The organism is Streptomyces albofaciens JCM 4342 (assembly GCF_008634025.1).
Lineage (GTDB): Bacteria > Actinomycetota > Actinomycetes > Streptomycetales > Streptomycetaceae > Streptomyces > Streptomyces albofaciens.
In genome coordinates this window covers 4243626-4269787 of sequence record NZ_PDCM01000001.1, presented here as the reverse complement: position 1 = coordinate 4269787, position 26162 = coordinate 4243626, and the positions used below count along the sequence as shown (strand labels likewise).

The following is a 26162-nucleotide window of genomic DNA, read 5'->3' as shown; positions in this document are numbered from 1 at the left end:
CGACGGGGGCTCAGCCGGCGGGACCGGCGGTCTCGGTGCGTTCCTCGAAGCGGATCCAGGTCTGCCGCTCGTGCTGCCAGGCCCACCGGCCCGGTGCGGTGCCCGGATCGAGCGCCAGGGCCTGCCGGTAGGCGGCGTCCGGCAGGCCGTGGGTGAAGACGAACTGGGCGCGGGTGCGGACGCATTCGAAGACCACGCCGTCGGGGGCGTCCGGGGCGGGCTTGCGGCCGATCAGACGGCGGACGAAGCCGCGCAGCCCGGTGTACGCGTCCTCGCCGACCCGTTCGAACACGGCCCGCAGAAAGGGCTGGAGCGTGTGCCCGGCCAGCAGCACCAGCGCGTAGGTCTCCGGGCCTCGGCGCATCGGCGCGCGCCGGTAGGTGGCCTGGACGCCGGCCTCGCGCAGCAGGTCGTCGGTGGCGTGCACCGCGTCGAGCGGGTAGGCCGCGGGCCAGAAGATCTCGATGTCGGTCATGGGGCCTCTTCGGGGTGGTCCGGCCCGGTGGGGACGGTGGTGCCCGGGTGGATCTCCACGACGCCGTCGTCGGTCGCGGTGAGCACCGCGCCGTCCCGGCCGGTGCAGGCGACGCCCACCGGGCGCCCGGCCAGCTCGGCGCGCTGCCGCGGCGTGCCGTCGCGGTCCCAGCGGACGAGGACGCCGTCGTCGCTCGCGGCGGCGAGCACCGCGCCGTCCGGTGCGAACGCCAATTCCCGTACGGCGCCGCCCTGGTGGACCCGGTGCAGCAGCCGCCCGCTCCAGGCCCAGGCGCGGACCCGGCCGTCGGGGCTGCCGGTGGCGAGCCGGTCGGCGCACGCGGCGATGGCGCAGACGGGCTGCGGGTGGGGCCATTGCGCGGTGGTGCGCCCGTGGACGTCGAGCCGTCGTACGGCGCCGTCGGCGGTGCCGGCCAGCAGGTGCCGGTCGCCCGGCCCGAAGGCCAGGCAGGGCACCAGCGGCGCCGGGGCCACCGGCAGGCTGCGCACGGTGCGGCCGTTCGCGTCGTGCACCTGGACGCGGTCGCCGCCCGCGGTGGCGAGCCAGCGCCCGTCGCCGCTGAAGGCCAGCGCGCCGGTCTGTCCGGCGCGCCCCGGCAGGGTCCGTACGGGGACTTCCGTCTCGATGTCCCAGACGACGGTGGTGCCGCTCTCGTGGAGGGTGGCGAGGTTGCGGGGCCAGGGACTCCAGGCCAGGCGCAGGACCGGGCCGTGCTGCCGGGCGGCGCACTCCGCCAGCAGTTGCGGCGGGTCCAGCCGGAAGACCCGCAGCGAGCCGTCCAGGCAGGCGGCGGCGAGCAGGCCGCGCGGGCCGAGGGCGGCCTGGGAGCACGGGCCGAGACCTGGCAGCAGTCCGGGCGTGCGGGGGCGTCCGGCGGAGCGCGAGGTGAACACCGGTGGTGGGTACGAGGGCGGCGCGGTGGAGGCGGCGGACGGGGCCGCGGTCGCGGGTGGTGCGGTGGGCTGCGGCGGGACGGTGCGGTCGGCCGGGGCGGCGGACGCGCCGGGTGCGGGTCCGGGGCGCGGGGTGTCCGGCCGGGCGCGGATGTAGCGGGCGAACTTCTCCCGTACACCGGCCGCCCAGGGCTGTTCGGTGGCCGGCGGGGGCTGGTACGGCGGGGGCTGCGCGGCCGGCCGGTCCGGTGGCGAGCCGGGGCCGGGCGCCCGTCGGGGCACGGTCCGTCCGGACGCCAGGCTCCCCAGGTCGCCGGTCGTGGCGGACGGCGGGACGGTCCGCTCCCCCGCGCCGGACGGCGCCGTCTGCCCGGCCGGGCCGGGCGTTCCGGCCGCCTCCGCCCCCTGACCGGGCTGCCTCGACTGCCTGGTCTGCCCCGGCTCCTCCGGCTGCTCCGGCTGCTCCGGCACGACGAACAGCTGAGTCTCGTCGGACCGCAGGAACAGCACCGGCGTCGCCCACTCCAGGCTGCCGGGCAGCGTCATCTTCACGCTCTCGCGCGCCAGTGTCATCGCCCGGTCGACCGGCAGCCCCCGGGCCATGCCGGTGTAGAAGGAGGGCGCGAAGGCGAGCGCGGCCGGGTCGGTGATCTCGTACTGCATCGCGACCACCGCCGGCACCCCTTCCCGCATGATCTTCGCGGCGGTGCTGCTGAAGACGCCCTCGGCGCCGCTGGTCGCCGATTCGCAGGCGTTCAGCACGACCAGCCGCAGCTGGGGGCTGTCGTGCATCAGGCGGCCCAGGTCCGTGCCGGAGACGTGCATCGCGGTGCCGTCCTCGGCGGACAGTTCCAGGTACCCGGACCCGGTCTCGGTGTCGAAGCCGCCGTGGCCGACGAAGTGCAGCACGTGCGGGGCGCGGGTGCGGACCGCCTCGGCCAGTTCCCGCCAGCTGTCGCCGTGCAGCCAGTCCACGGCCACATCGGTGCTCAGCCGCTGGAGCGCCTGGGTGATCTCGTCGCGTTCGCGCTCGCTCTGGAGCGTGGGCAGGTCGGTGGGCCGGGAGATCACGCCGAGGACGCGCAGCGGCGGGGTGACGCACACCGGCGCGGGGGCGCCCATCAGCTGCGGGGAGCGGACGACCGGCACCCGCAGGCCGAGGTAGCTGTCGCGCGCGTACGGGTCGATCGCGAACTCCCAGGGGATGCCGGAGACCTGCGGGCCGTCCAGGCCCAGCACGACGCGCAGCGGTTCGCCCTGCCGTCCGGCGTGTTCCCGGCAGCGGTCGAAGAGCAGCCGGATGTCACCGGTCAGCACGGTGTCGGAGAGCCGTTCGCCGAAGTCCCGGACGCTTTTCTCGACCAGGGAGGCGCGGCGGGTGATGACCGGGCTGGCGGACCGGATCAGGGCCGTCCGGACCTCGGAGAGCATCAGCCGCAGCTCGTCCGGCCCGTAGGGCGGGCGCACCTTGGCGCTGGCCCGGCCGAGCGGCGACGTACACATGATCACCCACTCGTCCCGGACCTCGAAGACGTCCAGGCGGAACGGCAGTCCCCCCATACCGCTACCTCCCGCGTGCGATCACGCGTCTCTCGTCAGCGCCTCCAGGACGCGCCGGGTCTTGGTCTGCTGGGCGAGGTCCGGCTGCAGGTCCAGGTGGCGCAGCAGGGCCAGCAGCGACGCCCGGACCACCTCCGCGCCCGCCGGCTCCACCCGCTCGGAGACCTCCAGCCAGGCGAGCGGCGGTCCGCCGCGCGAGGTCAGCGACCAGCGCTCGACGGTCAGTTCGTGGTGCCGGCGGCGGACGCCGCGCCAGCGTTCGGCGCGCACCGGCCCGTACACGGTCAGCTCGCGGAAGTCGACGGGCAGGTCCGCGCAGTCGGCCAGGAAGCGCTCCTGGGCGTGGGAGAAGGCGGTGCGCAGCGGCCGCCGCCCGCCGGTCACCGCGTCGATGGTGCGGCGGTCGCGGGTACGGGTCAGCGCGGCCGAGAGCACCTGGCGCTCGCCCGACCAGTCGCTCTCCAGGCGGAGTTCGTCGTCGCCGTTCCGGTGGAAGTCGAGCCAGTGGCGGGGGACCCGGGCCCGGCGGCAGGGCCGGAGCTTGACCGTGGAGTCGCCCTCGTCGTCCTCGCGTGTGCGCAGGCGCAGGATCAGCCCGGCCTCCAGCAGCGGCAGTTCGTCCGGCCGGTGGCGGGGGCCCTCGCAGAAGAAGACCTGGCACCAGACGCCCCCGTCGTCCGGTGCCAGAGCCTTGGCGGCCACCTCCGCCCGCGCGTCGGAGAACGTGACCTTGATCTCGACCGAATCCAGCCGGTGACCGGGTTCTGCGGAGCCTGTCATGACCTGCCCCCCGAGTTCGCCGTCCGCGTTCTCCGTCCGCGCGTGCCGCCATTCAACTCCCGCCGTCCCTCCCCTGCTTCGGGGACCTCCCCACATATGCGCGGACCCTTCAGGGCTGCTGTGGCGGGGGGCATGATGGTCCCGGCGCCGACTACGAGCCGCATACGGCATCTGCGAGCGCCCGGGGGGCGACATGGACGGCAGACAACGGACTCCTTCCGGCTGGTCCCGGCCCGCCCGCCCGGCGGGCCCGGGCCTCGTGGGCCGCGGGCGCGAGCGCCGTCTGATCGACGACCTCCTGGCGGCGGGGGCGGACGGGGGCGCGGCGCTGCTGCTGTGGGGTGAGCCCGGGGTGGGCAAGACGGCGCTGCTGGAGTACGCGGCCGAGCAGGCCGGGGACGCCGCGCTGTGGGCGCGCGGCATCGAGTCCGAGACGGTCCTGCCGTTCGCGGCCCTCGCCGACCTGTTGCTCCCGTTTGATGCGGAATTCAGGGAACTCCCCGGGGTGCAGCGCGCGGCGCTGGAATCATGTCTGGCCCTCTCGGGCGAGCCGCTGGCCAATCCGTACGCGGCCTGCATGGGCGCGCTGAACGTGCTGGCCGCGCTCGGCGAGAGGCGGCCGGTGGCCGTCCTCGTCGACGACCTCCAGTGGGTGGACCCGTCCTCGCAGCGGGTGCTGCTGTTCATCGCGCGGCGGGTGGCGGGCGAGCGGGTCGCCCTCGCGTTCACCTCGCGGGAGGACCACGGCGAGCCGGGCGTGCCGTACAGCCTGCCGTCCGTCGAGGTCACCGGGCTGTCGCGGAGCGAGTGCGGTCAGCTGCTGCGGCAGCACGGCGTCGTGGCCGCGCCGGCGGTGGAGGCGGAGCTGGTCAGGATCAGCGGCGGCAACCCGCTCGCCCTCCTGGAAGCCGCCCGCTCCCTGACCCCCGAACAGCGGCGCGGCGAGCAGCCGATGCACAACCCGCCGTCGCTCGGCCGGCACCTGGAGCGGGCCTGGTCGGCCCGTATCCGCGCGCTGCCGGAGGCCACCCGGCAGGCGCTGACCGTGCTCGCCGCGCACCGGTCGACGGAGCTGTCCGGGCTGTGCGAGGCCCTCGCCGTGCTCGGTCTGTCGCTGGAGGCGCTGTGCCCGGCCGAGGAGGACGGGCTGGTGACGGCGACCGGTGACGGGCTGGACTTCCGCCACCCCGTGCTGCGCCCGCTGGTCCTCGGGCGGGCCCCGCTGGCGCACCGGCTCGCCGCGTTCGGCGCCCTCGCGGAGGTCACCCGCGGCCCGCTGCACGCCTGGTACCGGGCGTCCGCCGCCACCGGCCCGGACGAGCGGGCCGCCGCCGCCCTGTCCGAGGCGGCGGAGGAGGCCCGCCGGCGCAGCGCGTTCGAGGAGTCCGCGCTCGCCTGGCGGCGCGCCGCGGAACTCACCGGGGACCGGGCGGCCCGCGCCGGCCTGCTGCACCGGGCCGCATCCGACGCCTTCCTGGGCGGTTCGGCGTCCAGCTCGCAGTGGTGCGAGGAGGCCCTGCGCACGACCGCGGAGCCCACCGTGCGCGCCGACATCGAACTGCTGCTGGGCCGTATCCACACCTGGAACGGCGAGCCCGCCCGCGCCTATGAACTGCTCGTCGAGGCGGCGCGCAACATCCGCCGCACCGATGCCGTACGGGCGTGCGTCCTGCTCGCGGAGGCGGTGGTGCCCGCCAGCATGGACGGCCGGGTGGCCTCGGCGGTGCGCACGGCCGAGGACTCGTTCCGGCTGGCCTCGGAGTCGGGCCCGGACCGCTGGCTGAGCATGGCGCTGCTGGGGTCCGCGCTGACGCTGGCCGGGCAGACCGACCGGGGCACGGCCATGCTGGACGCGGCCGACGGCCACTGCACGGGTGATCCGGTACGCAATCAGCAGCTGTACGCGCTGGCCGGGCAGGCGTGGAACTGGGTCGAGGACCGCGACCGCAGCCGCCGCCTGCTCAACTCCGCCGTCGAGTCGGCCCGGCGGCACAGCGCTCCCGGCGTACTGCCGTTCACCCTGGCCGTGCGCAGCGATCTGGAGGCCCGCGTCGGCCACTGGACTGCCGGGTACGGCGATGCCACCGAGGCGCTGCACTGGTCGGAGGAGCTGGGCCAGATCTCCTGCGTCGGCTACAGCCTGGCCTGTCTGGCGCGGCTGGAAGCGCTGCGCGGCGACCGGGTGCGGTGCGAGGAGCAGGTGAGCCGGGCACGGCGGGAGATCGGCGGGTACGGCATCGGCTGCCTGGAGATGCACCTGACCGCCGCACTGGGCCTGGCGGCCCTCGCGCACGGCGACCACTGCGCCGCGGCCGACCAGTTGGAGCAGAGTTTCGCGCTGGTTACCGCGCAAGAGGTGGGCAATCCGCTGGTGGTGCCGTGCGCCGCCGACCTCGCGGAGGCACAGTTGCGGGCGGGCGACGCCACGCGCGCCGCGGAGGTCACCGACTGGCTGGAGGAGCGCGCGCGGGCCACCGGGCTGGCCGCCCCGGAGGCGGCCGCCGCGCGCTGCCGGGGCCTGCTGGCCGAGTCGTACGAGGCGGCGCGGGCCGCGTTCGCCGCCGCGCTCACCGCGCACCAGCGCGCCCGGGACCCGTTCGAACAGGCCCGTACGCTGCTGTGCGAGGCGGAGCTGCTGCGCCGCTACCGCCACCCCGCGGCCGCCCGCGCCCCGCTCACCTCGGCGCTGGCGCGCTTCGAGAGCCTGGGCGCCGTGCCGTGGGCCCGCCGGACCGCCGGCGAACTGGCGGCCACCGGCGCCCCGCTGACGGCTCCGGCCGCCCGCGACGGCGCCCTGCGGCAGCTGACGCCGCAGGAGTTCCAGGTGGCGCGCGCGGTGGCGCGCGGCCTGAACAACACCGAGGCGGCCGTCTCCCTGTTCGTCTCCCGCAAGACGGTCGAGGCCCATCTCACCCGCGTCTACCGCAAACTGGGCGTCCGCTCGCGGACCGAACTGGCGCGGCTGATGGCGTCCGCGGAACCGGTCGACTGACACCGGAGGCCGGGGCCGCGACCATTCCCACATCCACCGAAAAAGGGGCCAACACCCCCGCTGACCAGGGCCGGAATTGACGTACGCCACGGGCTCGTGTGTCATGCGTCGGCAAAGGAATGGCAACGGGGGTCTCATGAGCCAGGGCACCAACGTCGAGAGCGACGCGCTGCGCGCCTACGCGCGCGCCGCCGAGAGCGCGGCCGACCGGATCGCGAAGATCCGCAGTCGTACGGCCGCGCTGGATCTGTCGGACGGCACCTTCGGACAGCTGCCGGAGGCCAACAGTCTGCGCGCCGACTACATCGACCAGAAGGACCGGTCCGGTACGGACCTGGAGGACAGCGCGGCCATGCTGCGCACCGTCGCCGAGGCGGTGCGCGGGTCCGCGGAGAACTACGACGCCAACGAGGACGAGACGGCGCGCGGCTTCGGGGGCGGCGCCTGATGGGCGTCGGGCAGGCCGCGGGCAGCGCGCTCGACCGCGTCAACTACGTCCTGGACTGGAGCAACCCCCTCGCCGCCACCCTCGACGAGGTCATCAAGGGCATCCTCAAGCAGTGCGGCGCCGACGACTGGTTCGACTGGGTCACCGGTGACAGCGAGCTGCTGGAGAAGACCGCCCGGGAATGGCGCGACGCGGCCCGCGACCTGCGGGACGTGGTGGCGGACCTGGTCGCCGAGCGCAAGTCGGTCGAGCGGGTGTGGGAGAGCGAGGCGGCCCAGGGCTTCAGCACGACCATGACCGATTTCGAGCAGGCGCTGCTCGGCGAGGCCGACGACATGGACACCGTCGCCGAGCTGCTGGAGATGGCGGCGGCGGCCTGCGTCATCGCCGAGCAGGCGATGACGGACCTGCTGGTGGAGATCGTCGAGGCGCTGATGGTCACCGCCGCGACCACCGCGATCCTGTCGGTGCTCACGGCGGGCGCGGCGGCGGCCATCGGTCCGCTCGCGGGCGCGGCGAACGTGGCGTACCGGGCGGCCAAGGCGACCCGTATCGCGGCGAAGCTGGCCGACAAGCTCGCCGACCTCGCCCGCCGGACACAGGCCCTGGCCAAACTCTCCCGGCTGCGCCGTTACCTGCGCGGTCTGGACCGGGCGAAGATCAAGGAGTGGAAGGGCGCGCGGAAGCGGATCGCCGGGAATCTCCTGCGCGGCGAACGGCCCGAGATGTCCGACCTGGCCCAGTACATGGCGTGGAAACAGGGAAAGAAGGTGGCCAAGGGCGTGCTCGGTGTCGACATCGGCGGTGCCGTGACGGGCTCCGTCGCGGAGAACGGCCCGGGGCTCGCGGAAGAGGCGTACGAGTACGGCAGGCGCCCGCCGTCGCAGAGCTTCGACGAGCGCATGGGCCAACATCCCGACCAGGCCGGGAAGTCCGTGCGGGAGGCGTTCGGATGAGGATCGGCGAGGCGCTCTGGTCCGGGATCAAGGCATGGGTGACGCCGCCCGACCGGCACGCGCTCCTGCGCGCGGCCAAGGCGCGGGCGGCGGCGCTGCTGCCGCCCGGCGAGACGGTGGTGGACGGGCACACCGTCGAGCCGGGCGAACGGGTGCCGCAGCCGCCGAAGCCGTACCGGGTGGACGCCTTCGGCCTCCGGCCCCGGGCCACCGACCGGCTGCTGAACGGCGCGGAGCGGATCGACTTGGCGCTGGACCGGATCAACCCCTTCAACGCGGCGCTGGACGCCTGGGACCGGCGGGGCGAGGACCGCGGCGCGCAGTGGCACGGCGGCTGGGAGAGCGCCGCCGGGCGGCTGGCGGCGGCGCTGCGCCCGCGTACGGAGGAGAAGTACCTGTCGGTGCTGCTGCTCACGGGGGACGCCCTGCGGGTGGTGCGCGTACAGCTCGCCCCGGACGGCAAGAAGGTGGCGGGCGCCGCCGAGCCCGCCTACGGCGTCGCCCGCCGGGACATCACCTGGCTGCGGGACCGCAAGGACGTACGGCACGGCACCCACGAGATCGGCTTCGCCGACGGGTCGTGGGTGACGGTGTTCTTCCCCCTCGGCGGCTGGGGGACGCTCGTGGAGGCGTTCCCGCACCGGCTGCGCCACACCGATCCCAGGCCCTGAGCTGCGGGGCCCGCCCGGCGAGGGCGCGGCCCGGCGCGCTGCCGGAGGACCGGGTGGCGCATGCCACAACGGCTCCGGAACGCCCGCGCCGTGCGGGACGCCACCGCCGAATGGGTTAGGTTCGCAAGTCGAGGCGCCTTCCGGGCCGCCGGTGGCCGTCGCCCACTGTCCGCTCCCGGCGCCCCGGTAACGGACCCTACCCGGGAGAAGAAGCCATGCAGGAGCCGGAGGACCCGCCGTCCTCAGCGTACGTGCCGGACGCGGCCGCCGTAGCGCCCAGCGCGAACGGCGGCCCGGACGGCAGCCGGGAGGGCGGCCCGGACGGCAGCCCGGACGACGACCGGCAGGCGGAGCTGGACCGGCTGCGCCGCGAGGTGCGCGACCTGCGGGGCAAGCTGGTCGCGCATCCGCTGATATCCCAGGCGCAGGGCATGCTCCAGGAGCGCTACCGGCTGCCGGACGCGGAGAGCGCGTTCGAGCTGATGAAGCGCTGTTCACAACAGCACAACATGAAGCTGCGCTCCCTGGCGTCCGCCGTGGTGTCCGTGCCCCGGCCCGATGAGGAGCGGGGCCTGTGGTTTCCGGGCCGTTCCGGCCGGACCCCGCCGGCGCTGCGGTTCCTGCCCGGCCACCGGCCGGACAAGGTCAACCGCAGCACCGTACTGAAGCAGGTGCTGCACCAGGCGCTGTCGCTCACCGACGCGTCGATGGGCGACCTGCAGACGATGGAGCCGGCGGTGGGGCTGAGGATGGAGCACCACTACGGGCTCAGTGAGGAATTCCTGGACTTCTTCGCCTTGGTCGAGGAGGGCACGCCCTGCTTCCTCGCCGCCCGGCGCCAGGTCCGCGTCGTCTCCGACATCGCCACCGATCCGGTGGTCGGCGAACCGGCCCGGGAGATGATCCTGTCGGTGGGCAGCCGCACCGCGCACAGCATCCCGATGCTCTCGGCCACCGGCCGGACCGTCGGCGTGTTCTCGCTCCACCTCCCCCGGGAGAACCAGGAACTCACCCGGGCCCAGGCCACCGCCCTGGAGGGAGTGGCCGCCCAGGCCGGCCGCTGGCTCGAATGGCACCAGCGCACCATCCTGCTGAACGCCCTGGAGGATCTGCACCGGCGCGGTACGGCGCTGCGGGCGCGGCCGCCGCGGCGGCCGACAGACTGAACGGCCCCTTCAGAGGCAGACGGTCCCGCCCTCCCCCGCCCCGTGTTCGACGAGCATCGCGCTCCACGCCGCCGCCGGGCTCATGTTGAGGACGACGGCCAGCCCGCCTTCGGGCAGCTCCCCGCGGTCCAGGGCGGTGGTGAGGTTGAACAGGGCGTCGTTGGGGCCGAGGTGGCCGTTGCGGCGCAGGTTGTCGGCGCACGCGTCGGAGAGCCGGGCGTCCAGTGACTCGGCGACGATGCGGTGCGCGGCGGTGGACAGGTTCTGCCCGACGTAACAGGAGACCGCGTCCCGGTCCAGGCCGTTGCGCTCCAGCAGCCGGCCGGTCAGCGCCGCGATCCGCTTCCTGGACTCCACCGCGAGCCGGAACGCGTACGTGGGGACGTCGGTGCATTCCTCGCGCCACTGGTCCGGTGCCCGGCCCCGGTAGTCGACGTGGAAGAGGTCCCAGTAGGTGCCGCTGGTCTCCAGCAGGATGTCGCGGACGCGCAGCGGCCCGTCCCGGGAGACCAGGACGGCCTGGCCGCTGTCGCCGTTGACGGTCACCGGGTGCCGGTAGCGGCGCGCGGTGACCGGTTTGCTGCCGTGGGCGACCAGGATGTGCGCCGCGGCCGGATCGGTGGCGAGCCGTCCGGCGGCGGCGAGCAGGGCGGGTACCACCGAGGCGCAGCCCAGGCCGCCCACCGAGAACGCCCACGCCCGGCCGGCGCCGAGGAGCCGTTGCAGCCGGGTCGCCTCGGAGGTGGAGAACGCCTCCGGCGCCCGGGGCTCGATCAGGATCAGGCCGTCCAGCCCGGCCGGGTCCAGCCCCGCCGTGGCGAGCGCCTGCCGCCCGGCACGGGCCGCCAGGTCCACCGCCGACAGGTCCGGGCCGACGGCCACCTGGTCGATGCCGAGGGACAGGCACGCGGCCCGTTCGGCGGCGTCCAGTTCGGCCAGCTCCGGCAGGTCTGCCAGGGCGGTCCGGCCCGGCAGGTGGGTGGCCGTGGTGCGCAGCGCGACGCTCATTCCCCGATCCCCGCTTCCAGTTGCTCGATCTGCCGCTGGCTCAGCGCGACGAGCGGGAAGTCGGACGGTACGTGCCCGCCCGCGCCGGGCCGGTCGGCGTACGCCGCGAGCCCGGTCAGCAGGGCGGCCCAGTCCTGGCACAGTTCGCGGGCCGCGCTCTCGTCCACGAGGTCGCGCGAGCCCGTGACGGCGAGGTGCAGTTCGGGCCCGTCCGGCCCGTCGACGACCGTGCCGGACGTCTCCAGGGCGTGGCCGAGGGCGGTGTGCTCCGCGATCTCGCCGCCCAGTCCGAGCAGCCGCCAGCCGCCGTCCGGGGCGGTTCCCGCGCCGAGGAGTCCGCCCAGGTAGTTGAAGCCGATCAACGGGGCGGGCAGCCCGGCCAGTGCGCTGCCGGTGCCGGGGGCGAAGTAGCGCAGGGCTCCGTGGCCCAGGCCGTTGCCGGGGACGGCACCGAGCTGTTCCTTGATCCGTTTGACGAGGTGTCCCGCCGCGGGCCCGCCGGCCCGCACCTCGGCCAGGTCGGCCGTGCCGGGGTCCAGCCGTACGGGGTAGACGCAGGTGAACCAGCCCACCGTGCGGGACAGGTCCATGTCCTCGCCGAGCGGTTCGCGGCCGTGGCCCTCCACGTCGACCAGCACCGGCCCGGTGCCCTGGCCGCGCGCCGTCCGCCAGGCGGCCACCGCCGCGGCCAGGGTGGCCAGCAGGAGGTCCCCGGTTCCGGAGTAGAAGGCCGCCGGGACGGTGGTGAGCAGCGCGGCGGTCACCGGGGCCGGCAGCGATACGGAGACGTGTCCGGCGTGCGTGACCGTGTCGCGCGCGGCATCCAGGGCCCGGCCGCCGAGCAGTGGCTCACCAGGCGCCATAATGCTTTCCCAGGCGGGTAGTTCGTCCTGCCACTGCGCGGTTCGCGCCAGCGACGCCAGGGTCCGCGCCCACTGTCCGAAGGAGGTCGGTACGGGCGGGAGGCTCACGGGTTCACCGGCGGCCAGGGCTTCGTACGCCGCCTCCAGATCGTGCAGCACGGCCTTCCAGGACAGCACGTCGACCACGAGGTGGTGAACGGCGAGCAGCAGCCGGCCCTCCTCGGCCGTCCCCCGGTCCAGCAGCACCAGCTGCGCGGTGCTGCCCGCGCGGGGATCGAGGCGCCCGGCCGCGGCCCGGCTCTCCTTTTCCAGGAGAGCGGCCAGCTCCCGCGGGCCGAGCTCCGCCGCGTCCACCCGGCGGACCGGGGCGGCCGCACCGTCCGCGCCGTCCGCTTCGGCTTCCGGCACCGTCAGCGCCCAGGTGGCCGGGTCGGTGCCCGCCTCGCCCACGAGCCGGGCCCGCAGCATCGCGTGGTGGTCCCGCACTGCCCGGAAAGCGGCGGCCAGTACGGCGGGGTCCGTTCCGGCGGGGACGGCCAGGGTCGCGGTCTGCGCGAACAGCCCCGGCATGCCCGCCCGTCCGGCGAATTCCCGCATCACCGGCGTGAGCGGAATGCGCCGGTCCGCCCCGCCGTCCGCCTCGGTGCGCGGTGGCGCGGCCGCGGCCGTGGCCACCGCCGCGATCGCGGCGGCCGTCCGGTGCTCGAAGACGTCGCGCTGCGAGATCATCACTCCGGCGCGGCGGGCGCGGGCCACGAGCTGGATGGACATGACCGAATCCCCGCCGATGGTGAAGAAGTCGTCGTCGGGCCGGACCGTGGTCCCGCCCACCAGGTCGCCGAACAGCTTCCGCAGGACCGCCTCGGTGTCCCCCGGGGGTTCGGTGGCACGGGACGGCTCCGGGGCGGACGACGGTACGGGAGCGGGCTCGGGCGCCGGGCACACCGCGTGCGCCTCGGCCCGCGCCTCCCCCGTCGCCCCTTCCGGCTCCAGCTCCCCCAGCGTCCTCCCCGGCTCCGCCATCGCCGCCGCGACCAGCTCGGGGAACCACCGTACGAGGCGGTCCGCGGTGGCCCGGTCGAAGAGGGCCGTCGCGTAGTCGAGTTCGCCGATCATCGGCCCGGTGCCGGCGTCCACGATGCCGAAGGACAGGTCGAACTTCGCGGTGCCCGGCACCACCCCGCCGACGTCGGTGTCCGCGTACCGGGAGATCTCCACACCGGCCAGGCCGCCTTCGTACTGCGGCACGTTCTGGTAGGTGTACGTCACGTCGTACAGCGGGTGCCGGGCGAGGTCGCGCCGGGCGCCGGCCGCCGAGACGATCTGGGCGACCGGGATCTCCTCGTGGTCCAGGACGCCCGCGACGGTGCCCGCGCACCGCCTTACCAGCTCGTCGAAGGTCAGGTCCGCGGTGGTGTCGGTGCGGAACGGCGGGAGGTTGTTGAAGTAGCCGAGGACGTCCTGGAGGTCGGGGTGGACGCGCCCGGAGGTGGCGACGCCGATGACGATGTCGCGGTGCCCGGACCACAGGTGCACCAGCGCGTCGAGCACGGCGAGCATGGTGACGAAGGTGGTGACCCCGTGCCGGCGGCTGTACTCCCGTACCCGTTCGGCGTTTTCGGCGTCGATGAGGAAGGGGAGCACTTCGCCGTCGTACGACTGGACGTCCGGGCGCGGGCGGTCCAGCGGCAGTTCGGGGCGGTCGAGACCGGCCAGCTCCGCGCGCCAGAAGTCCAGGCTGCGCCGCCAGCGCGGTCCGGCGGGCAGGGAGCGCTGCCAGGCGGCGTAGTCCTGGTACTGCACGGGCAGTTCGGGCAGCCGGGCCTCGGTGCCGGTGCTGCGGGCCCGGTAGAACTCGGCGAGGTCGCGGGTGAACAGCGCGGTGGAGCCGCCGTCGAAGACGGTGTGGTGGAAGGTCAGGACGAGGACGTGGTCCGCGGCGGCCCGCTTGATCAGCAGTACCCGCAGCAGGGTGTCGCGGGTGAGGTCGAAGGGCTGCGCGACGGCGTCCCGGATGAGGGTACGGACCCGCGGGCCGCGTTGCTCCTCGGGCATCCGGCTCACGTCCAGGACGGCGAGCAGCGGTTCGGGCGCGGTGAACGCCACGTACGGCGCGCTGTCGTCGTCGGTCAGGAAGACGCTGCGCAGCACCTCGTGCCGGGCGGCCATGTCGGCCAGCGCGTCCTGGAGGGCGTCCGTGTCCAGCGGGCCGGTCAGGTGCAGGGGCGCGGGAACGTTGTAGAGCGGGCTGCCCGGGTTGACCTGGTCGAGGTACCACAGGGGTTCCTGGCCGAAGGACAGCGGCAGCGGGCCGCCGCGTCCGATCCGGGGGATCGGCCGGTCGTCCGGCACCGCCGCGGGCGCGCCGTTCCCGCGCGCCTCGGCGGTGAGTTCGTGCAGCCGTCCGGCGAGGGCGCGGACCGTGGGGTGGGCGTACAGGTCGGCGAAGGTCACCGGTACGCCGAAGTCCTGCTGGAGGCGGCGCAGCAGCCCGACGCCGACGAGGGAGGTGCCGCCGAGCATGAAGTAGTCGGAGTCGGGCCCGGCGTCGGGTCGGTCGAGCAGGTCCGCCCACACCGCGGCGACGCGCCGTTCGGTCTCGGCGAGGCCGGACGGCGCCGCCGGGGCGGTCCCGGCGGGGCGGGACGGGGCGGCCGGCTCGGTGCGGGGGCGGCCGAACGGGCAGCGGGTCGGCTCGAAGGGGTACGTCGGTGCCTCGATGCGCCGGATGGCGGTGCCGCGGTAGTGGCGCTCCCAGTCGAGGGCGGCGCCCAGGGTGTAGAGGCGGCCGAGGCGTGCCAGGACCTCGGCGCGGGAGCCGTCCCCGGCGAGGTCCACGACGGGCAGGTCCGGGACGAGGGCGCCGGTCTCGCGTGCGAGGACGCCCCCGCCGGCGAGCGCCACGAGCAGCGCTCCGTCGCGGGCCAGCCCCGCCGCCACCGGCTCCAGCCGCGCCCGGTCGGGTGCCGGGTCCGGCCGCCGCGCGGCGGCCTCGGCGACCGCTTCGGCGAGCGTGAGCCTGCCCCGTGCGACGCGGACGGTCAGGTTGCCGGTCCCGGAGCCGATCAGGGCGGCGTCCGTGAGCCCCAGCGACTCGGCCACGCGGTGGAGGGCGTACTGCCGCACGACGGTGCGGCCCGCCGGGTCGGGGGTCGTGGCGTCGAGTTCCGCGCAGCCGACCGGTACGGGGAAGTCCGCGCACAGCCGCGCCCAGGCCGCGTCGTCCAGGAGCGCGTCCCCGGAGAACAGCAGGACCGGCCGCGGCGCGTCGGGGGCGGGTGCCTCGGGGACGGCGGCCGCGCGCAGCCGTGCGGCCAGTTCGCCGGTCGTCGTGGCGGTCACCGCCAGCCGGTACGGGTGGTCGTCGCGGCCCCGGTTGAGTGCGTGCGCGACGGCCCGCAGGGGCTGGCCGGTGCGCTCGGCGAAGGCGGCCAGCCGGGTGCGGTAGCGGTCCAGGGCGGCGGCCGAGCGGGCCGAGACGGTGACCAGTTCGGTGTCCGGCGCGGTGGTCTCGTGCGGGGCGGGGGCGGGTGCCTGTTCCAGTACGGCGTGCACGTTGGTGCCGGTCATGCCCCAGCTGCTCAGCCCGGCGCGGCGGCCGGACGGCGCGTCCGGCCAGGGGCGCGGCGCGTCGTTCACGTACACCGGGCCGGTGAAGTCGATCAGCGGGTTGGGGGCGGTGAAGTTGACGGCCGGGTAGTGGACGCCGTACCGCAGCGCGGCCATGACCTTGAACAGTCCGGCGATGGCCGCCGCGTTGCCGAGGTGCCCGATGTTGGCCTTGACCGAGCCGATCGCGCACTGCGGGGCGGTCACGCCCGCGGCGGTGAACGCCCGGCGCAGCGCGTCCACCTCGACCACGTCGCCGAGCGGGGTGCCCGAGCCGTGGCATTCGACGTAGCCGATGGTCTCCGCACCGACTTCGCCGTCCCGCCAGGCCTCGGCCAGCACGGCGGCCTGCGCCGCCTGGCTCGGCGCGGCCATGGTGGCGGCGCGGTAGCCGTTGTGGTTGACGGCGACGCCCTTGAGGACGGCCAGCACGTTGTCGCCGTCGGCGAGCGCCCGGGACAGCGGCTTCAGGACGACGATGCCGCCGCCCTCCCCCGCGGTCATGCCGTTGGCGTCGGCGTCGAACGGGCGGCACCGCTCGTCGCTCGACTCCAGCCCCGGCAGCGGCGTCCAGTCGGCCTTCCTGACCGGCGGGGGCAGCAGGTTGATGCCGCCGACGATGGCCAGCGGCGCTTCACCGTCGCGCAGTTGCCGGACCGCGAGGTGCACCGCGGTCAGCGCGCTGCTGCACGCGGTGTCCACCACCAGGGCGGGCCCCTGGAGGTCGAAGAGGTAGCTGAGGCGGGCGGCGAGCGCGGCCGTGGAGGTGCCGAGCAGCTGGACCACGTCCCGGTCGGTCTCCGCCGCCACCCAGTCGGGGCCGGTTTCCACGGCGGCGAGCAGCACCGAGGCGGCCGAGCCGCGCAGCGTGGCCGGGGCGTACCCGGCGGACTCGATGGCCTGGTGGGTCAGTTGGAGCAGTAATCGCTGGTGGGGGTCCATCAGTTCGGCCTCGCGCCGCGGGATGCCGAACAGCTCGTGGTCGAAGAGGTCGATACGGTCCAAATACCCCATGGCGAGATAGCGTTCCCCGGGGTCGTCGCCGGCGTGCAGCCGGGCGCGTCCCGGCCCGCCGACGCTGTCGCGGCCCGCGCGCAGATTGTCGTGGAACGTCTCCAGGTCCGCCGCGTCGGGAAAGATCCCGGCAGCCCCGATGATCGCGACGTCACCCGTCCTCATGTGCTTCTCCGATTCTCGAAGCGGTCCGGTTCCCTGGCGGCCGGTCCGCGCTACAGCTCGTGACTGTGGTCGTCGTCCACGGGGACCGGGCGGCGGCGGTCGACGGTCTCGGCCATCGCCTCGATGGTCGAGTGCTCGAAGAACAGCGCGACCGGCAGGTCCTGGCCGCTGAACCGGGCGAGTTCGCTGCGCACGGCCATCAGCTTCAGCGAGGTGCCGCCCGCGTCGAAGAACTTCTCCCGCACGCCGAACTCCGGGCGGCCCAGCACCTGGGACCAGATCCGGTGGACGGCGTGTTCGGTGGCGGTGCGGGGACCGCGGTCGGCCGGCGGGCGTACGCGGTCCGGGGCGGGCAGCGCGGCGCGGTCGGTCTTGCCGTTCGGGGTCAGCGGGAGCGCTTCGAGGGGCACGATCGCCGCCGGGACGAGGTGTCCCGGCAGGAACCGGGCCACGTGCTCGCGCAGCACCCGCGGGTCCGTGTCCGGCGGCGGTCCGCCGTCGGTGCGCTCCTCCGGGACGACGTAGCCGATCAGCTGCCGGTCGCCGGTGCCGTCCGCGCGGGCGGTCACCACGGCCCGGGCGACCGCCGGGTGCGCGGTGAGCACCGCCTCGATCTCCCCCGGCTCGACCCGGAACCCGCGGATCTTGACCTGGTCGTCGGCGCGGCCCAGGAACTCCAGCCCGCCGTCGGCGCCCCACCGCACCAGATCGCCGGTGCGGTACATGCGGCCGCCGTACGGGCAGGCCACGAAGCGTTCCGCGGTCGCGGCGGGCCGGTTGACGTAGCCGCGGGCCAGGCCGGGCCCGGCGGTGTACAGCTCGCCGGTCACCCCGGCCGGGACCGGGCGCAGGGCGCCGTCGAGCACGTACGCGCGGACGTTGTCGACCGGGCGGCCGATGGGCGGCGGCCGGTCCCGGGGGCCGGTGCCCGGGTCCACCCGGACGGCGGTGCTGATCACGGTGGTCTCGGTGGGGCCGTAGGTGTTCCACACCCGGGTGCGCGCCGCCCACCGGCTCGCCAGGTCCGCGGTCAGCCGCTCGGCGCCCAGGACCAGGTTCCGTATCCCGGGCAGGGCCGCCGGGTCGAGCATGCCGAGCAGGGACGGCACCATGCACGCCGTACTGACGCCGTGGGCGCCGACCAGGCGGGCCAGCGCCTCGGGGTCGGTGCGCTCCGGGCCGGTGGCGATCACCAGGGTGCCGCCGGCGGCCAGCGTGACCGCCACGTCCATCACCGCCGCGTCGAAGCTGAACGACGCGAACTGCAGCCCCGCCACGCCCTCGCCCGCGCCGAGCACCGGCCGCAGCGCCATCGCGAGGTTGACCACGCCGCGGTGCGGGACGGCCACGCCCTTGGGGCGGCCCGTCGAACCGGATGTGTAGATCACGTACGCCAACCGGTCGAGTTCCAGGGGCCGTTGGAGCGGCTCCGAGGTCTCCCCGCCGATGGCGCCCGCCGCCGCGTCCAGCTCCGCCACCGCCGCTCCGGGCGGGATGCCGGCCGCGGTGCCGGCCGTGGCCAGGACGAGGGCCGCGCCACTGTCGGCCACCATGTACGCGAGCCGGTCCGCGGGATAGTCCGGGTCCAGGGGCACGTACGCGCCGCCCGCCTTCCACACGGCCAGCATCGCCGCGACCATGTCCACCCCGCGCGGCAGGCACAGCCCGACCCGGGTCTCCGGGCCGACTCCCCGACCGGTCAGGCGGCGCGCCAACCGGTCGGTCCGCGCGTCCAGTTCGGCGTACGACACGGCGTCGGAGCCGCAGCGCAGCGCCACCGCGTCCGGGGTGCGGGCCGCCTGCGCCCGGAAGAGGTCGACGAGCGTGCCGTCCGGGAGCGGGCGCCCGGTGTCGTTCCAGCCGGCCAGCAGCCGGTGGCGTTCGGCCCCGTCCAGTATGTCGAGGTCACCGATCCGTCCGTACGGATCGTCCGCGGCCTGCTCCAGCACGCGGACCAGCCGGTCCGCCACCGCCCGTACGGTGTCCTCGTCGAACAGGTCCGTGGCGTACTCCAGGTGGCAGACCAGGCCCGCCGGGGCGCCGTCCGCGTCGTGCCCCTCGCGCAGCAGGAGCGAGAGGTCGAACCGCGTCGAGGTGATCGCGCACGGCTCGGGGGCCGCGGTCAGCCCGGCGAAGGAGAGTCCGGCGTCCGGGGTGTTCTGGAAGGCGAAGCCGAGCTGGAACAGCGACTGCCGGGACAGCGACCGGTCGGGGTTCAGCACTTCCACCAGGCGGTCGAACGGCAGGTCCTGGTGGCTGTAGGCGGCCAGGTCGGCTTCGCGCACCCGGCCGGTCAGCTCGGCGAACGTGGGGTTGCCGCGCACGTCCGTACGCAGCACCAGCGTGTTCAGGAAGCAGCCCACCAGGTCGTCCAGGGCCTCGTCGACCCGGCCCGCGACCGGCGCGCCGAACGGGATGTCGTCGCCCGCGCCCAGCCGGGAGAAGAGCACCGCGGCCGCGGCCCGCGTCACCATCGGCAGGGTGGCGCCGCACTCCCGGGTGGCCTCCAGCAGGCGCCGGTGGGTGCGGGCCGTTGTGCGGACGGCCAGGGTGCGGCCGCGGTGGCTCGCGGTGGCCGGGCGCGGCCGGTCGGCGGGCAGGTCCAGCTCGTGCGGCAGGTCCGCGAGGGCCCCGGTCCAGTACGCGAGCTGGCCGCCGAACAGGCTCGCCGGGTCCTCCTCGCCCGCCAGCAGCTCGCGCTGCCACAGCGTGAAGTCCGCGTACTGCACGGGCAGCGGCGGCCAGTCCGGCGCGTGTCCCCCGACGCGCGCCGTGTAGGCGGCCGACAGGTCCCGGGCGAGGATGCCGAGCGACCAGCCGTCGGCGCAGATGTGATGCAGCACCACGAGCAGTACGTGTTCGCCGGGGCCCGTCGCGAACAGGGTGACGCGCCACGGCGGGGCGGCCGTGAGGTCGAAGCCCCGGCCCGCTTCGGCGGCGAGCGCGTCCTGCAACCGCTCCTCGGACACGTCCACGGTCGCTGCGCACACCTCGGGTTCCGCCAGGACCTCCTGGTACGGAGCGCCGTCCGCCTCCCCGTAGACCGTGCGCAGCGTCTCGTGCCGTACGGCCGTGTCCCGCCAGGCGGCTTCCAGCGCCGCCCGGTCCAGCGCGCCGCGCAACCGCAGGCACAGCGTGATGTTGTTGACGCTGTCCGGGCCCTCCAGCCGGTCGAGGAACCACATCCGCTGCTGGGCGGAGGACATGGGCAGCGGTGTGGGCCGCGCGGCGCGGGCCGCCACCGCCGGGCGCGCGGCGCCGAGCCGGTCCAGGCGCCGGGCGAGCCGTGCCGGGGTCGGCTGCTCGAACAGCATGCGGTTGGAGACTTCGACGCCCAGAACGGTGCGGATGCGGCTCGCGAGCCGGGTGGCCAGCAGCGAGTCGCCGCCGAGCGTCACGAAGCTGTCGTCCGGGCGGACCCGGGGCACCTTCAGCACCTGGGCGAACAGGGAGCACAGGAGGTCCTCGCGCGGCGTGCCCGCCCGGCCGTCGGCGGCCTCGGGAGCCGGGTCCGGGGCGGGCAGGGCGGCCCGGTCGACCTTGCCGTTCGGGGTGAGCGGGAGCCGTTCCAGGACGACGGTCGCGGCGGGCCGCAGATACTCCGGCAGGTGCGCGGCCGCGAACCGCCGGACGGCGTCGGCGACCGGGGCGCCGGGGCGCGCGGGGACGACGTACGCGACCAGCCGCTTGTGCCCCGGGGTGTCCTCCCGTACGGCGACCGCCGCCTGGGCGGCCTCCGGGCAGCGTGCCAGGACGGCGGCCGTCTCGCCCGGCTCGACGCGGTAGCCGCGGATCTTGACCTGGTCGTCGGTGCGGCCGAGGAATTCCAGGTGCCCGTCGGCGTTCCAGCGGACGAGGTCGCCGGTGCGGTACATGCGCCCGCCGTAGGGGCAGGCGACGAACCGTTCGGCGGTGCGGGCGGGCCGGTGCAGATAGCCGCGTGTGACGCCGGACCCGGCCACGTACAGCTCGCCCGGGACGCCGGCCGGTGCGGGCCGCAGGCCGCCGTCCAGGACGTACAGGCGGACGCCGGAGCGCGGGCCGCCCAGGGGCAGGGGCTCCGGCACCGGGGCGCCCGGCCGGAGCCGGTGGACGGTCGCGCACAGGGTGGTCTCGGTGGGCCCGTACAAGTGGCGGATCTCCACGTCCGGGCAGGCGCGGACGACGCGCGCCACGGCGTCGGCGGGCACCACGTCGCCGCCGGTCAGGACGTGCCGCAGACCGGCCAGGCACTCCGGCGTCTCCTGGGCCAGCACCCGGAACAGACCGGCCGTCAGGTGGACCGTCGTCAGGCCCGCGTCGGCGACCAGGCCCGTCAGCAGGTCGGAGTCGGCGACGCCCGCGGGGGCCACCACGACGCAGCCGCCGTTCAGCAGCGGCACCCAGATCTCCAGGAGGGAGGCGTCGAAGGTGTGCGGGGCGTGGAAGAGCGTCCGGCCGGTGGCGCTGCCGCCCCAGCAGGGGTCCGCCGCCAGCGCGGCGACGCCGCCGTGCGTCACCGTCACGCCCTTGGGCTCCCCGGTCGAGCCGGAGGTGTGGAGCACGGAGAACGCCGAGCCGGCCGTCACCCGCGCCGGTACGGGCCCCGTGCCGCCCGTGCCCGCGAGGGCGTCCGCCACGACGGCCCCGGTCACGTCGAAGGCCGCCGCCGCGTTGCCGGTCAGCAGGCCGGTGCGCCCCGGCGGGCCGTCCGGGTCGACCGGCACATACGCCGCACCGGCCTTGACGACGCCGAGCAGCACGGCCACCAGGTCCGGGGACCGGGGCAGCCGCACCGTCACCCGGTCCTCCTCCCCCACCCCCCTGGCCCGCAGATACCCGGCGACGGCAGCCGCCCGCCGGTCCAGCTCGCCGTACGTCGACCGCGCGCCCCCGCCGACGACGGCCACCCGGTCCCGGCACCGCTCCACCACCCGCGCGAAGGCCTCGGTCACCGTCTCCCCCGTCACGCCGGGCGGACCGACGTTGACCCCCGTCGTCAGCCGCTCGCGCTCGCCGTCCAGCAGGGCGTCGAGCCGCGCGGGCCGTACCGAGGGGTCGCCCGCGACCTGTTCCAGCACCCGCACCAGGCGGGCCGCCACCGCCTCGGCCGCGTCCCGGCCGAAGAGGTCCGGCCGGTAGGTGAGCCGGAAGTCGCCGGGCAGCGCGTTCAGGACGAGGGGGTAGTGGGCCGCGGACCGTCCGGTGACCTCGTCGAGCCGGACCCCGTGGGCGAGGTCACCGGACGGCATCTCCTGCGGGAGGTTCTGGTAGACGACCAGCGTGTCGAACAGTTCCCGGGTGCCGGTGAGGTGGTGCAGCTCCGGCAGGCCGGTGTGCTCGTGCGGCAGCAGCGCGGCCTGCTCGGCGGAGAGCCGCCGCAGGAAGCCCGCCAGCGGCTCGCGCTCGCCCCAACGCACCCGTACCGGGAGCGTGTTGATGAACATCCCGACCATGTTCTCGATGCCCGGCACCTCCGGCGGCCGGCCGGCCGAGGTCGTGCCGAACACCACGTCGTCCCGGCCGGTCAGCCTGCCCAGCAGGATGCCCCACGCGCCGCGGACCAGGGTGCTCGCCGTCACGCCGAGGCGGCGCGCGCGCCGTTCCAGCCGGGCGGCCAGCGGCGCGGTGAGACCGACCGGGATCTCGGCCGGGTCCTTCGGCGCGCCGGTTCCCTTGCCCGCCGCGACCAGGGTGGGCCGGGCGCCCGCGAGCGCCTGCCGCCAGGCCGCGCGGGCGGCGTCCCGGTCCCGGCCGGCCAGCCAGGACATGTACGTGGCGTAGGGCGTCACCGGCGGCAGGCAGGCGGGGTCCCCCGCGTGCCGGTACAGCGTCATCCATTCGCCGAGGAGGATCGCGAGGGACCAGCCGTCGCAGAGAATGTGGTGCAGGGCCAGCAGAACACGGTGGCGGCCGCCGGCCAGCCGCAGCGCCGTGACCCGCAGCAGCGGGGGTTCGGCGAGGTCGAACCGGCGCCGCCATTCCCGCTCCGCCACCTGCCGCGGTACGGATGCGTCCGCCGTGCCCAGGTCGATTTCCGTCCAGGGGACCTCGGCCTCGCGCAGCACGAACTGTACGGTTTCCCCGGACTCCAGCGTACGGAATCCCGCGCGCAACGGCGCGTGCCGGTGCAGCAGCCGCTGCAATGCGGAACGCAGCAGCCCCAGGTCGAGCGGCCCCTCGAATTCCAGGACCGTCTGGCTGCGATAGATGTCGGTGGCCCGCGGATCATAACCGGCGTGGAAGAACATGCCCGTTTGCATGGCTGTCAGCGGCCAGATGTCAGCCAATTCGCGCTTTCCCATGCGCGGCCCCCGCTCCGCTCAGCACAACATCCCGGCCATGCTATCCAGCCCGGTGCCGCGAAAGGGGACGTCCAACTGGGCAATTTCTCGCGGGTAATTGAGGTGAACGGGTCAGCCGGCCGGCGTCCGGGGGCGCGGGGCGCCGGCGCCGCCGCAGGACGGCGGGACCCGAGCCGGCCCGCAGCGCGCGGCGGGCCGGCTCCGCGGCGTACGGTCCGTCAGTCCCGGCCGGAGCGCAGCTCGCTCCAGTCCAGCAGTTCGTCGGCCTCGCGCTCGGTTTCCTTGGCCACCTGGCGGACCTGGGCCAGGACGTCGCCGTGCTCCTCGATGAGGCTGTCGTAGATCGGCGGTCCTGCGGGCAGGCGGGCAGCGGTCATGTGGGGTCAGTCCTCGAACGGTTCAGCCACACCGGCCCTCGCGCGCGGCGAGGGAGGATGCGGGATCTACAACGACGCCGGAACGAGGCGCGGACGGTCCTTCAGGCCGACAGGAGGGAGTCCTCCCGCACGCCCGTGCCGGGCAGCCGGTGCCTGGCCGCGACCAGTGCCGCATCAACGTCCTTCGTTCCGGTGGAAATGCACAGCGAGTAGGCGAGATCGTCCATCCGCCGCCGCAGCTCAGGACTGCCGTCCTGGGCACGCAGCACCCGCAGTGTCTCGTACTGGTCGACGAGGTTACCCAACACCACCGGGTGCGCCAACAACATCTTCTTCTCCTTCCGTCATATCTGCGGCTTGGCTCACGGCGGCTGTTACCCGTCTCACGTGCCCCCATGCCCACGAGGAAGGAGATTCATCACACGCCCCACAGCTCACACCGTGCCCCGCGCGCCCCGCACACCGGACGGGCCGTACCCGCGATGCTGGGCAGCACACGTACGCCATGACACAGCGCACGTACCGCCAGAGCGAAGGGAGCACGGACATGCACATCGACCTCTCCGGCCGGACGGCCGTGGTGACCGGTTCGTCCCAGGGCATCGGCCACGCCATCGCCACCGGCCTCGCCCGGGCGGGCGCGAGCGTGGTGCTCACGGGGCGCGACCCGGGGCGCCTCGACACCGCCGCCGGGCAGCTGCGGGAGGCGGTGCCCGGGGCGGAGGTCTCCGGCGTCACCGCCGACCTCGCCACCGAGAGCGGCGCGCAGGACCTGCTGTCGGCCGTGCCGCACACCGACATCCTGGTGAACAACCTCGGCATCTTCGGCTCGCGTCCGGCCCTGGAGATCACCGACGCGGAGTGGCGCACCTACTTCGAGACCAATGTGCTCAGCGCCGTCCGGCTGATCCGGTCGTACCTGCCGGGGATGAAGGGGCGCGGCTGGGGACGCGTCCAGAACATCGCCAGTGACTCCGCGGTCGTGGTGCCCGCCGAGATGATCCATTACGGCATGTCCAAGACCTCGCTGCTGGCCGTCTCGCGGGGCTTCGCCAAGGAGGCCGCCGGGACGGGTGTCACCGTCAACTCGGTGATCGCCGGGCCGACGCACACCGGCGGCGTCGAGGACTTCGTATATCAGTTGGTCGACCGCGATCTTCCGTGGGACGCTGCCCAGCGCGAATTCATGCGCCTGCACCGTCCGCAGTCGCTGCTGCAACGCCTCATCGAGCCCGAGGAGATCGCCAACATGGTCGTGTACCTCAGCTCGCCGCAGGCGTCGGCGACCACGGGCGGCGCGCTGCGCGTCGACGGCGGGTACGTGGACGCGATCCTGCCCTGAGCCCGTCGCCGCCGCGCCGCGCTCCGCTTCCCCGTCGCCGCGTCCGTACGTCAGCCGTCCGTCCCCCACCGGTTTTCCCGCCCGCGAGAAAGTGAGCACCCGGCATGCCCGAAAGAAGTCACGACCGAAACCGGGCCGAGGACCGGGAGCGGAATCCCGGCGGCGCGAGCGGTGAGCGCGGCGGGAGTCCGTTCACCGCCCGGCTGGGGGAACGGGCCGCCGTGCTCGACACCCTCGATCCCGACGCCCCGCTCGACGACCTGGAACCGCTGCGGGCGCTGATCGGTGACGCCCGGGTCGTCGCGCTCGGCGAGAATTCCCATTTCATCCGGGAATTCGGGCTGGCCCGCGAACGCGTGCTGCGTTTCCTGGTCCAGCGGTGCGGTTTCACCGCCCTGGCCTTCGAATTCGGTTTCAGCGAGGGCGTCGCGCTGGACGCGTGGGTCCAAGGGGCCGGTACGGAGGAGGACTTCGACCGGCAGACCGGGGCCGCCATCCCGATCGGGCTCTCCGGTCCGCTGCACTGGCTGCGCCGCCACAACCGGACGGCCACGCTTCCCGTACGGTTCGCCGGCGTCGATGTGCCCGAGGCCGGGGGCTCGCTGCTCCCGGCCCTGGCGCCGGTCGCCGAGTACCTCCGCGAGGTCGACCCGGACGGCCTGCCGCTGGTCCAGGACGCCATGAAGATCGCCGAACGGTTCGCGGGTGCCTCCATGGCGCTCGCCGCGCCGGCCTGGTCCCGGCTGGCGCCCGCCGAACAGGACTCCCTCAGCTCGCTGCTGACCCGGCTGCGCACCCGGCTGCGGGCCATGAAGCCGCTGTACGTCGAGCGCGGCGGCCGGTGGGAGTACGACGTCGCGCTGCACCGGGCCGAGGCGGCGTGCCACACCGACCACCAGTTCCGTGCCATGGCGGAGCTGTACGCCGGGCGCGGTGCGGTGGCCGACGCCTCCGCCCGCGAGGTGTTCATGGCCGACTCGGTGCGCTGGCTCCTGGACCACACCCCGCCGGGCACGCGCGTCGTGCTGCCCGCGCACAACGCCCACATCCAGCGGACACCGGTCTTCTTCGACGGCCGTCTCACGTCGCTTCCCATGGGCCACCACCTGCACCACGCGCTGGGCGACGACTACTTCGCGCTCGCCATGACGAGCGTCGGCGGCCGCACCGCCGAGATGCGCCTCGACGAGCACACCACGTTCGGCTTCCGGGTCGAGGACACCCCGCTCGGCCCGCCCGAGCCCGGCAGTCTCGAAGCCGCCGTCGCGGACGCGGGGCTGGGCTCCGGCATCGCCCTCGCCGGGCTGCGCGGGCACCATGGTCCGGGCGACGGGACGGCGGCGAGCGGCCCCGACCGCATCCGTATGCACAGCGGCTATCTGCACACGCCCGTGCTCGACGCCTTCGACGGCGTCCTGAGCGTCCCGGCCTCCACCGTCGCCGACGACCTCGGGTTCTGACGCGGGCCGCCCGGGCCCGGTCCGCCCGATGCGGGGACAGCGGCCGGCCGGAACGGCAGAGTGGAGGCCTGGACTCTC

15 protein-coding genes are annotated in these 26162 nt (G+C 75.0%); 7 read left to right on the top strand and 8 right to left on the bottom strand.

Features of this window, described 5'->3' with window-relative positions; genetic code table 11:
- Positions 1–10: 10 nt before the first annotated feature.
- The 3 genes from CP973_RS18975 to CP973_RS18965 are packed head-to-tail and all read right to left on the bottom strand — an operon-like array spanning position 11 to position 3729.
- Positions 11–475, bottom strand: coding sequence for a hypothetical protein (locus CP973_RS18975; protein ID WP_150242257.1), 465 nt, complete (start codon positions 473–475; stop codon positions 11–13).
- Entirely contained in the window at positions 472–2949 is a 2478-nt protein-coding gene (locus CP973_RS18970; RefSeq protein WP_150242255.1) for a CHAT domain-containing protein, read from the bottom strand. Before CP973_RS18970 ends, CP973_RS18975 begins: the two co-directional genes overlap by 4 nt.
- A 21-nt stretch (positions 2950–2970) precedes the next feature.
- A complete protein-coding gene (locus CP973_RS18965; RefSeq protein ID WP_150242253.1) occupies positions 2971–3729 on the bottom strand; it encodes a hypothetical protein in 759 nt (252 codons plus the stop codon).
- Positions 3730–3922: 193 nt separating this feature from the next.
- Here CP973_RS18965 and CP973_RS18960 point away from each other — a divergent pair, with 193 nt between their 5' ends.
- From CP973_RS18960 to CP973_RS18940, 5 genes are all read left to right on the top strand, one after another.
- Positions 3923–6721, top strand: a complete 2799-nt coding sequence (locus CP973_RS18960; RefSeq protein ID WP_150242251.1) for a helix-turn-helix transcriptional regulator — start codon at positions 3923–3925, stop codon at positions 6719–6721.
- 136 nt (positions 6722–6857) lie between these two features.
- Positions 6858–7169, top strand: coding sequence for a hypothetical protein (locus tag CP973_RS18955; protein ID WP_150242249.1), 312 nt, complete (start codon positions 6858–6860; stop codon positions 7167–7169).
- Entirely contained in the window at positions 7169–8125 is a 957-nt protein-coding gene (locus tag CP973_RS18950) for a WXG100 family type VII secretion target (protein WP_150242247.1), read from the top strand. The genes CP973_RS18955 and CP973_RS18950 overlap by 1 nt, the downstream gene beginning before the upstream one ends.
- Positions 8122–8796, top strand: coding sequence for a hypothetical protein (locus tag CP973_RS18945; RefSeq protein ID WP_150242246.1), 675 nt, complete (start codon positions 8122–8124; stop codon positions 8794–8796). The genes CP973_RS18950 and CP973_RS18945 overlap by 4 nt, the downstream gene beginning before the upstream one ends.
- Positions 8797–9011: 215 nt before the next feature.
- Positions 9012–9962: a GAF and ANTAR domain-containing protein gene (locus tag CP973_RS18940; RefSeq protein WP_150242244.1), complete on the top strand. Its 951-nt coding sequence runs from the start codon at positions 9012–9014 to the stop codon at positions 9960–9962.
- Between the two features lie 9 nt (positions 9963–9971).
- Here CP973_RS18940 and CP973_RS18935 read toward each other — a convergent pair whose 3' ends face one another.
- The 5 genes from CP973_RS18935 to CP973_RS18920 all read right to left on the bottom strand — a co-directional run bounded on the left by CP973_RS18935 (position 9972) and on the right by CP973_RS18920 (position 23611).
- The gene (locus CP973_RS18935) at positions 9972–10970 is read right to left on the bottom strand and encodes a 3-oxoacyl-ACP synthase (protein ID WP_167538369.1); all 999 of its coding nucleotides are present in this window, start codon (positions 10968–10970) and stop codon (positions 9972–9974) included.
- Complete coding sequence (locus CP973_RS18930; protein ID WP_150242242.1) at positions 10967–16621, bottom strand: condensation domain-containing protein; 5655 nt, start codon at positions 16619–16621, stop codon at positions 10967–10969. Before CP973_RS18930 ends, CP973_RS18935 begins: the two co-directional genes overlap by 4 nt.
- 50 nt (positions 16622–16671) lie before the next feature.
- Positions 16672–22905: a non-ribosomal peptide synthetase gene (locus tag CP973_RS18925; RefSeq protein WP_280119007.1), complete on the bottom strand. Its 6234-nt coding sequence runs from the start codon at positions 22903–22905 to the stop codon at positions 16672–16674.
- Between the two features lie 218 nt (positions 22906–23123).
- The gene (locus CP973_RS40040) at positions 23124–23282 is read right to left on the bottom strand and encodes a hypothetical protein (RefSeq protein WP_167538368.1); all 159 of its coding nucleotides are present in this window, start codon (positions 23280–23282) and stop codon (positions 23124–23126) included.
- Between the two features lie 101 nt (positions 23283–23383).
- Positions 23384–23611: a DUF5133 domain-containing protein gene (locus CP973_RS18920; protein WP_150242240.1), complete on the bottom strand. Its 228-nt coding sequence runs from the start codon at positions 23609–23611 to the stop codon at positions 23384–23386.
- A 218-nt stretch (positions 23612–23829) separates the two neighbouring features.
- On the opposite strand from CP973_RS18920, the gene CP973_RS18915 reads away from it, so the two are divergent.
- Both CP973_RS18915 and CP973_RS18910 read left to right on the top strand, forming a co-directional pair.
- Positions 23830–24624, top strand: coding sequence for an SDR family NAD(P)-dependent oxidoreductase (locus CP973_RS18915; protein WP_150243762.1), 795 nt, complete (start codon positions 23830–23832; stop codon positions 24622–24624).
- Positions 24625–24728: 104 nt separating this feature from the next.
- A complete protein-coding gene (locus tag CP973_RS18910; RefSeq protein ID WP_150242238.1) occupies positions 24729–26084 on the top strand; it encodes an erythromycin esterase family protein in 1356 nt (451 codons plus the stop codon).
- The last annotated feature ends 78 nt before the right edge of the window (positions 26085–26162 follow it).

Bases quoted from the DNA above. Each gene is read 5' to 3' on its own strand.
- CP973_RS18975 (WP_150242257.1), bottom strand. From the start codon at position 475: ATGACCGACATCGAGATCTTCTGGCCCGCGGCCTACCCGCTCGACGCG.
- CP973_RS18970 (WP_150242255.1), bottom strand. From the start codon at position 2,949: ATGGGGGGACTGCCGTTCCGCCTGGACGTCTTCGAGGTCCGGGACGAG.
- CP973_RS18965 (WP_150242253.1), bottom strand. From the start codon at position 3,729: ATGACAGGCTCCGCAGAACCCGGTCACCGGCTGGATTCGGTCGAGATC.
- CP973_RS18960 (WP_150242251.1), top strand. From the start codon at position 3,923: ATGGACGGCAGACAACGGACTCCTTCCGGCTGGTCCCGGCCCGCCCGC.
- CP973_RS18955 (WP_150242249.1), top strand. From the start codon at position 6,858: ATGAGCCAGGGCACCAACGTCGAGAGCGACGCGCTGCGCGCCTACGCG.
- CP973_RS18950 (WP_150242247.1), top strand. From the start codon at position 7,169: ATGGGCGTCGGGCAGGCCGCGGGCAGCGCGCTCGACCGCGTCAACTAC.
- CP973_RS18945 (WP_150242246.1), top strand. From the start codon at position 8,122: ATGAGGATCGGCGAGGCGCTCTGGTCCGGGATCAAGGCATGGGTGACG.
- CP973_RS18940 (WP_150242244.1), top strand. From the start codon at position 9,012: ATGCAGGAGCCGGAGGACCCGCCGTCCTCAGCGTACGTGCCGGACGCG.
- CP973_RS18935 (WP_167538369.1), bottom strand. From the start codon at position 10,970: ATGAGCGTCGCGCTGCGCACCACGGCCACCCACCTGCCGGGCCGGACC.
- CP973_RS18930 (WP_150242242.1), bottom strand. From the start codon at position 16,621: ATGAGGACGGGTGACGTCGCGATCATCGGGGCTGCCGGGATCTTTCCC.
- CP973_RS18925 (WP_280119007.1), bottom strand. From the start codon at position 22,905: ATGGGAAAGCGCGAATTGGCTGACATCTGGCCGCTGACAGCCATGCAA.
- CP973_RS40040 (WP_167538368.1), bottom strand. From the start codon at position 23,282: ATGACCGCTGCCCGCCTGCCCGCAGGACCGCCGATCTACGACAGCCTC.
- CP973_RS18920 (WP_150242240.1), bottom strand. From the start codon at position 23,611: ATGTTGTTGGCGCACCCGGTGGTGTTGGGTAACCTCGTCGACCAGTAC.
- CP973_RS18915 (WP_150243762.1), top strand. From the start codon at position 23,830: ATGCACATCGACCTCTCCGGCCGGACGGCCGTGGTGACCGGTTCGTCC.
- CP973_RS18910 (WP_150242238.1), top strand. From the start codon at position 24,729: ATGCCCGAAAGAAGTCACGACCGAAACCGGGCCGAGGACCGGGAGCGG.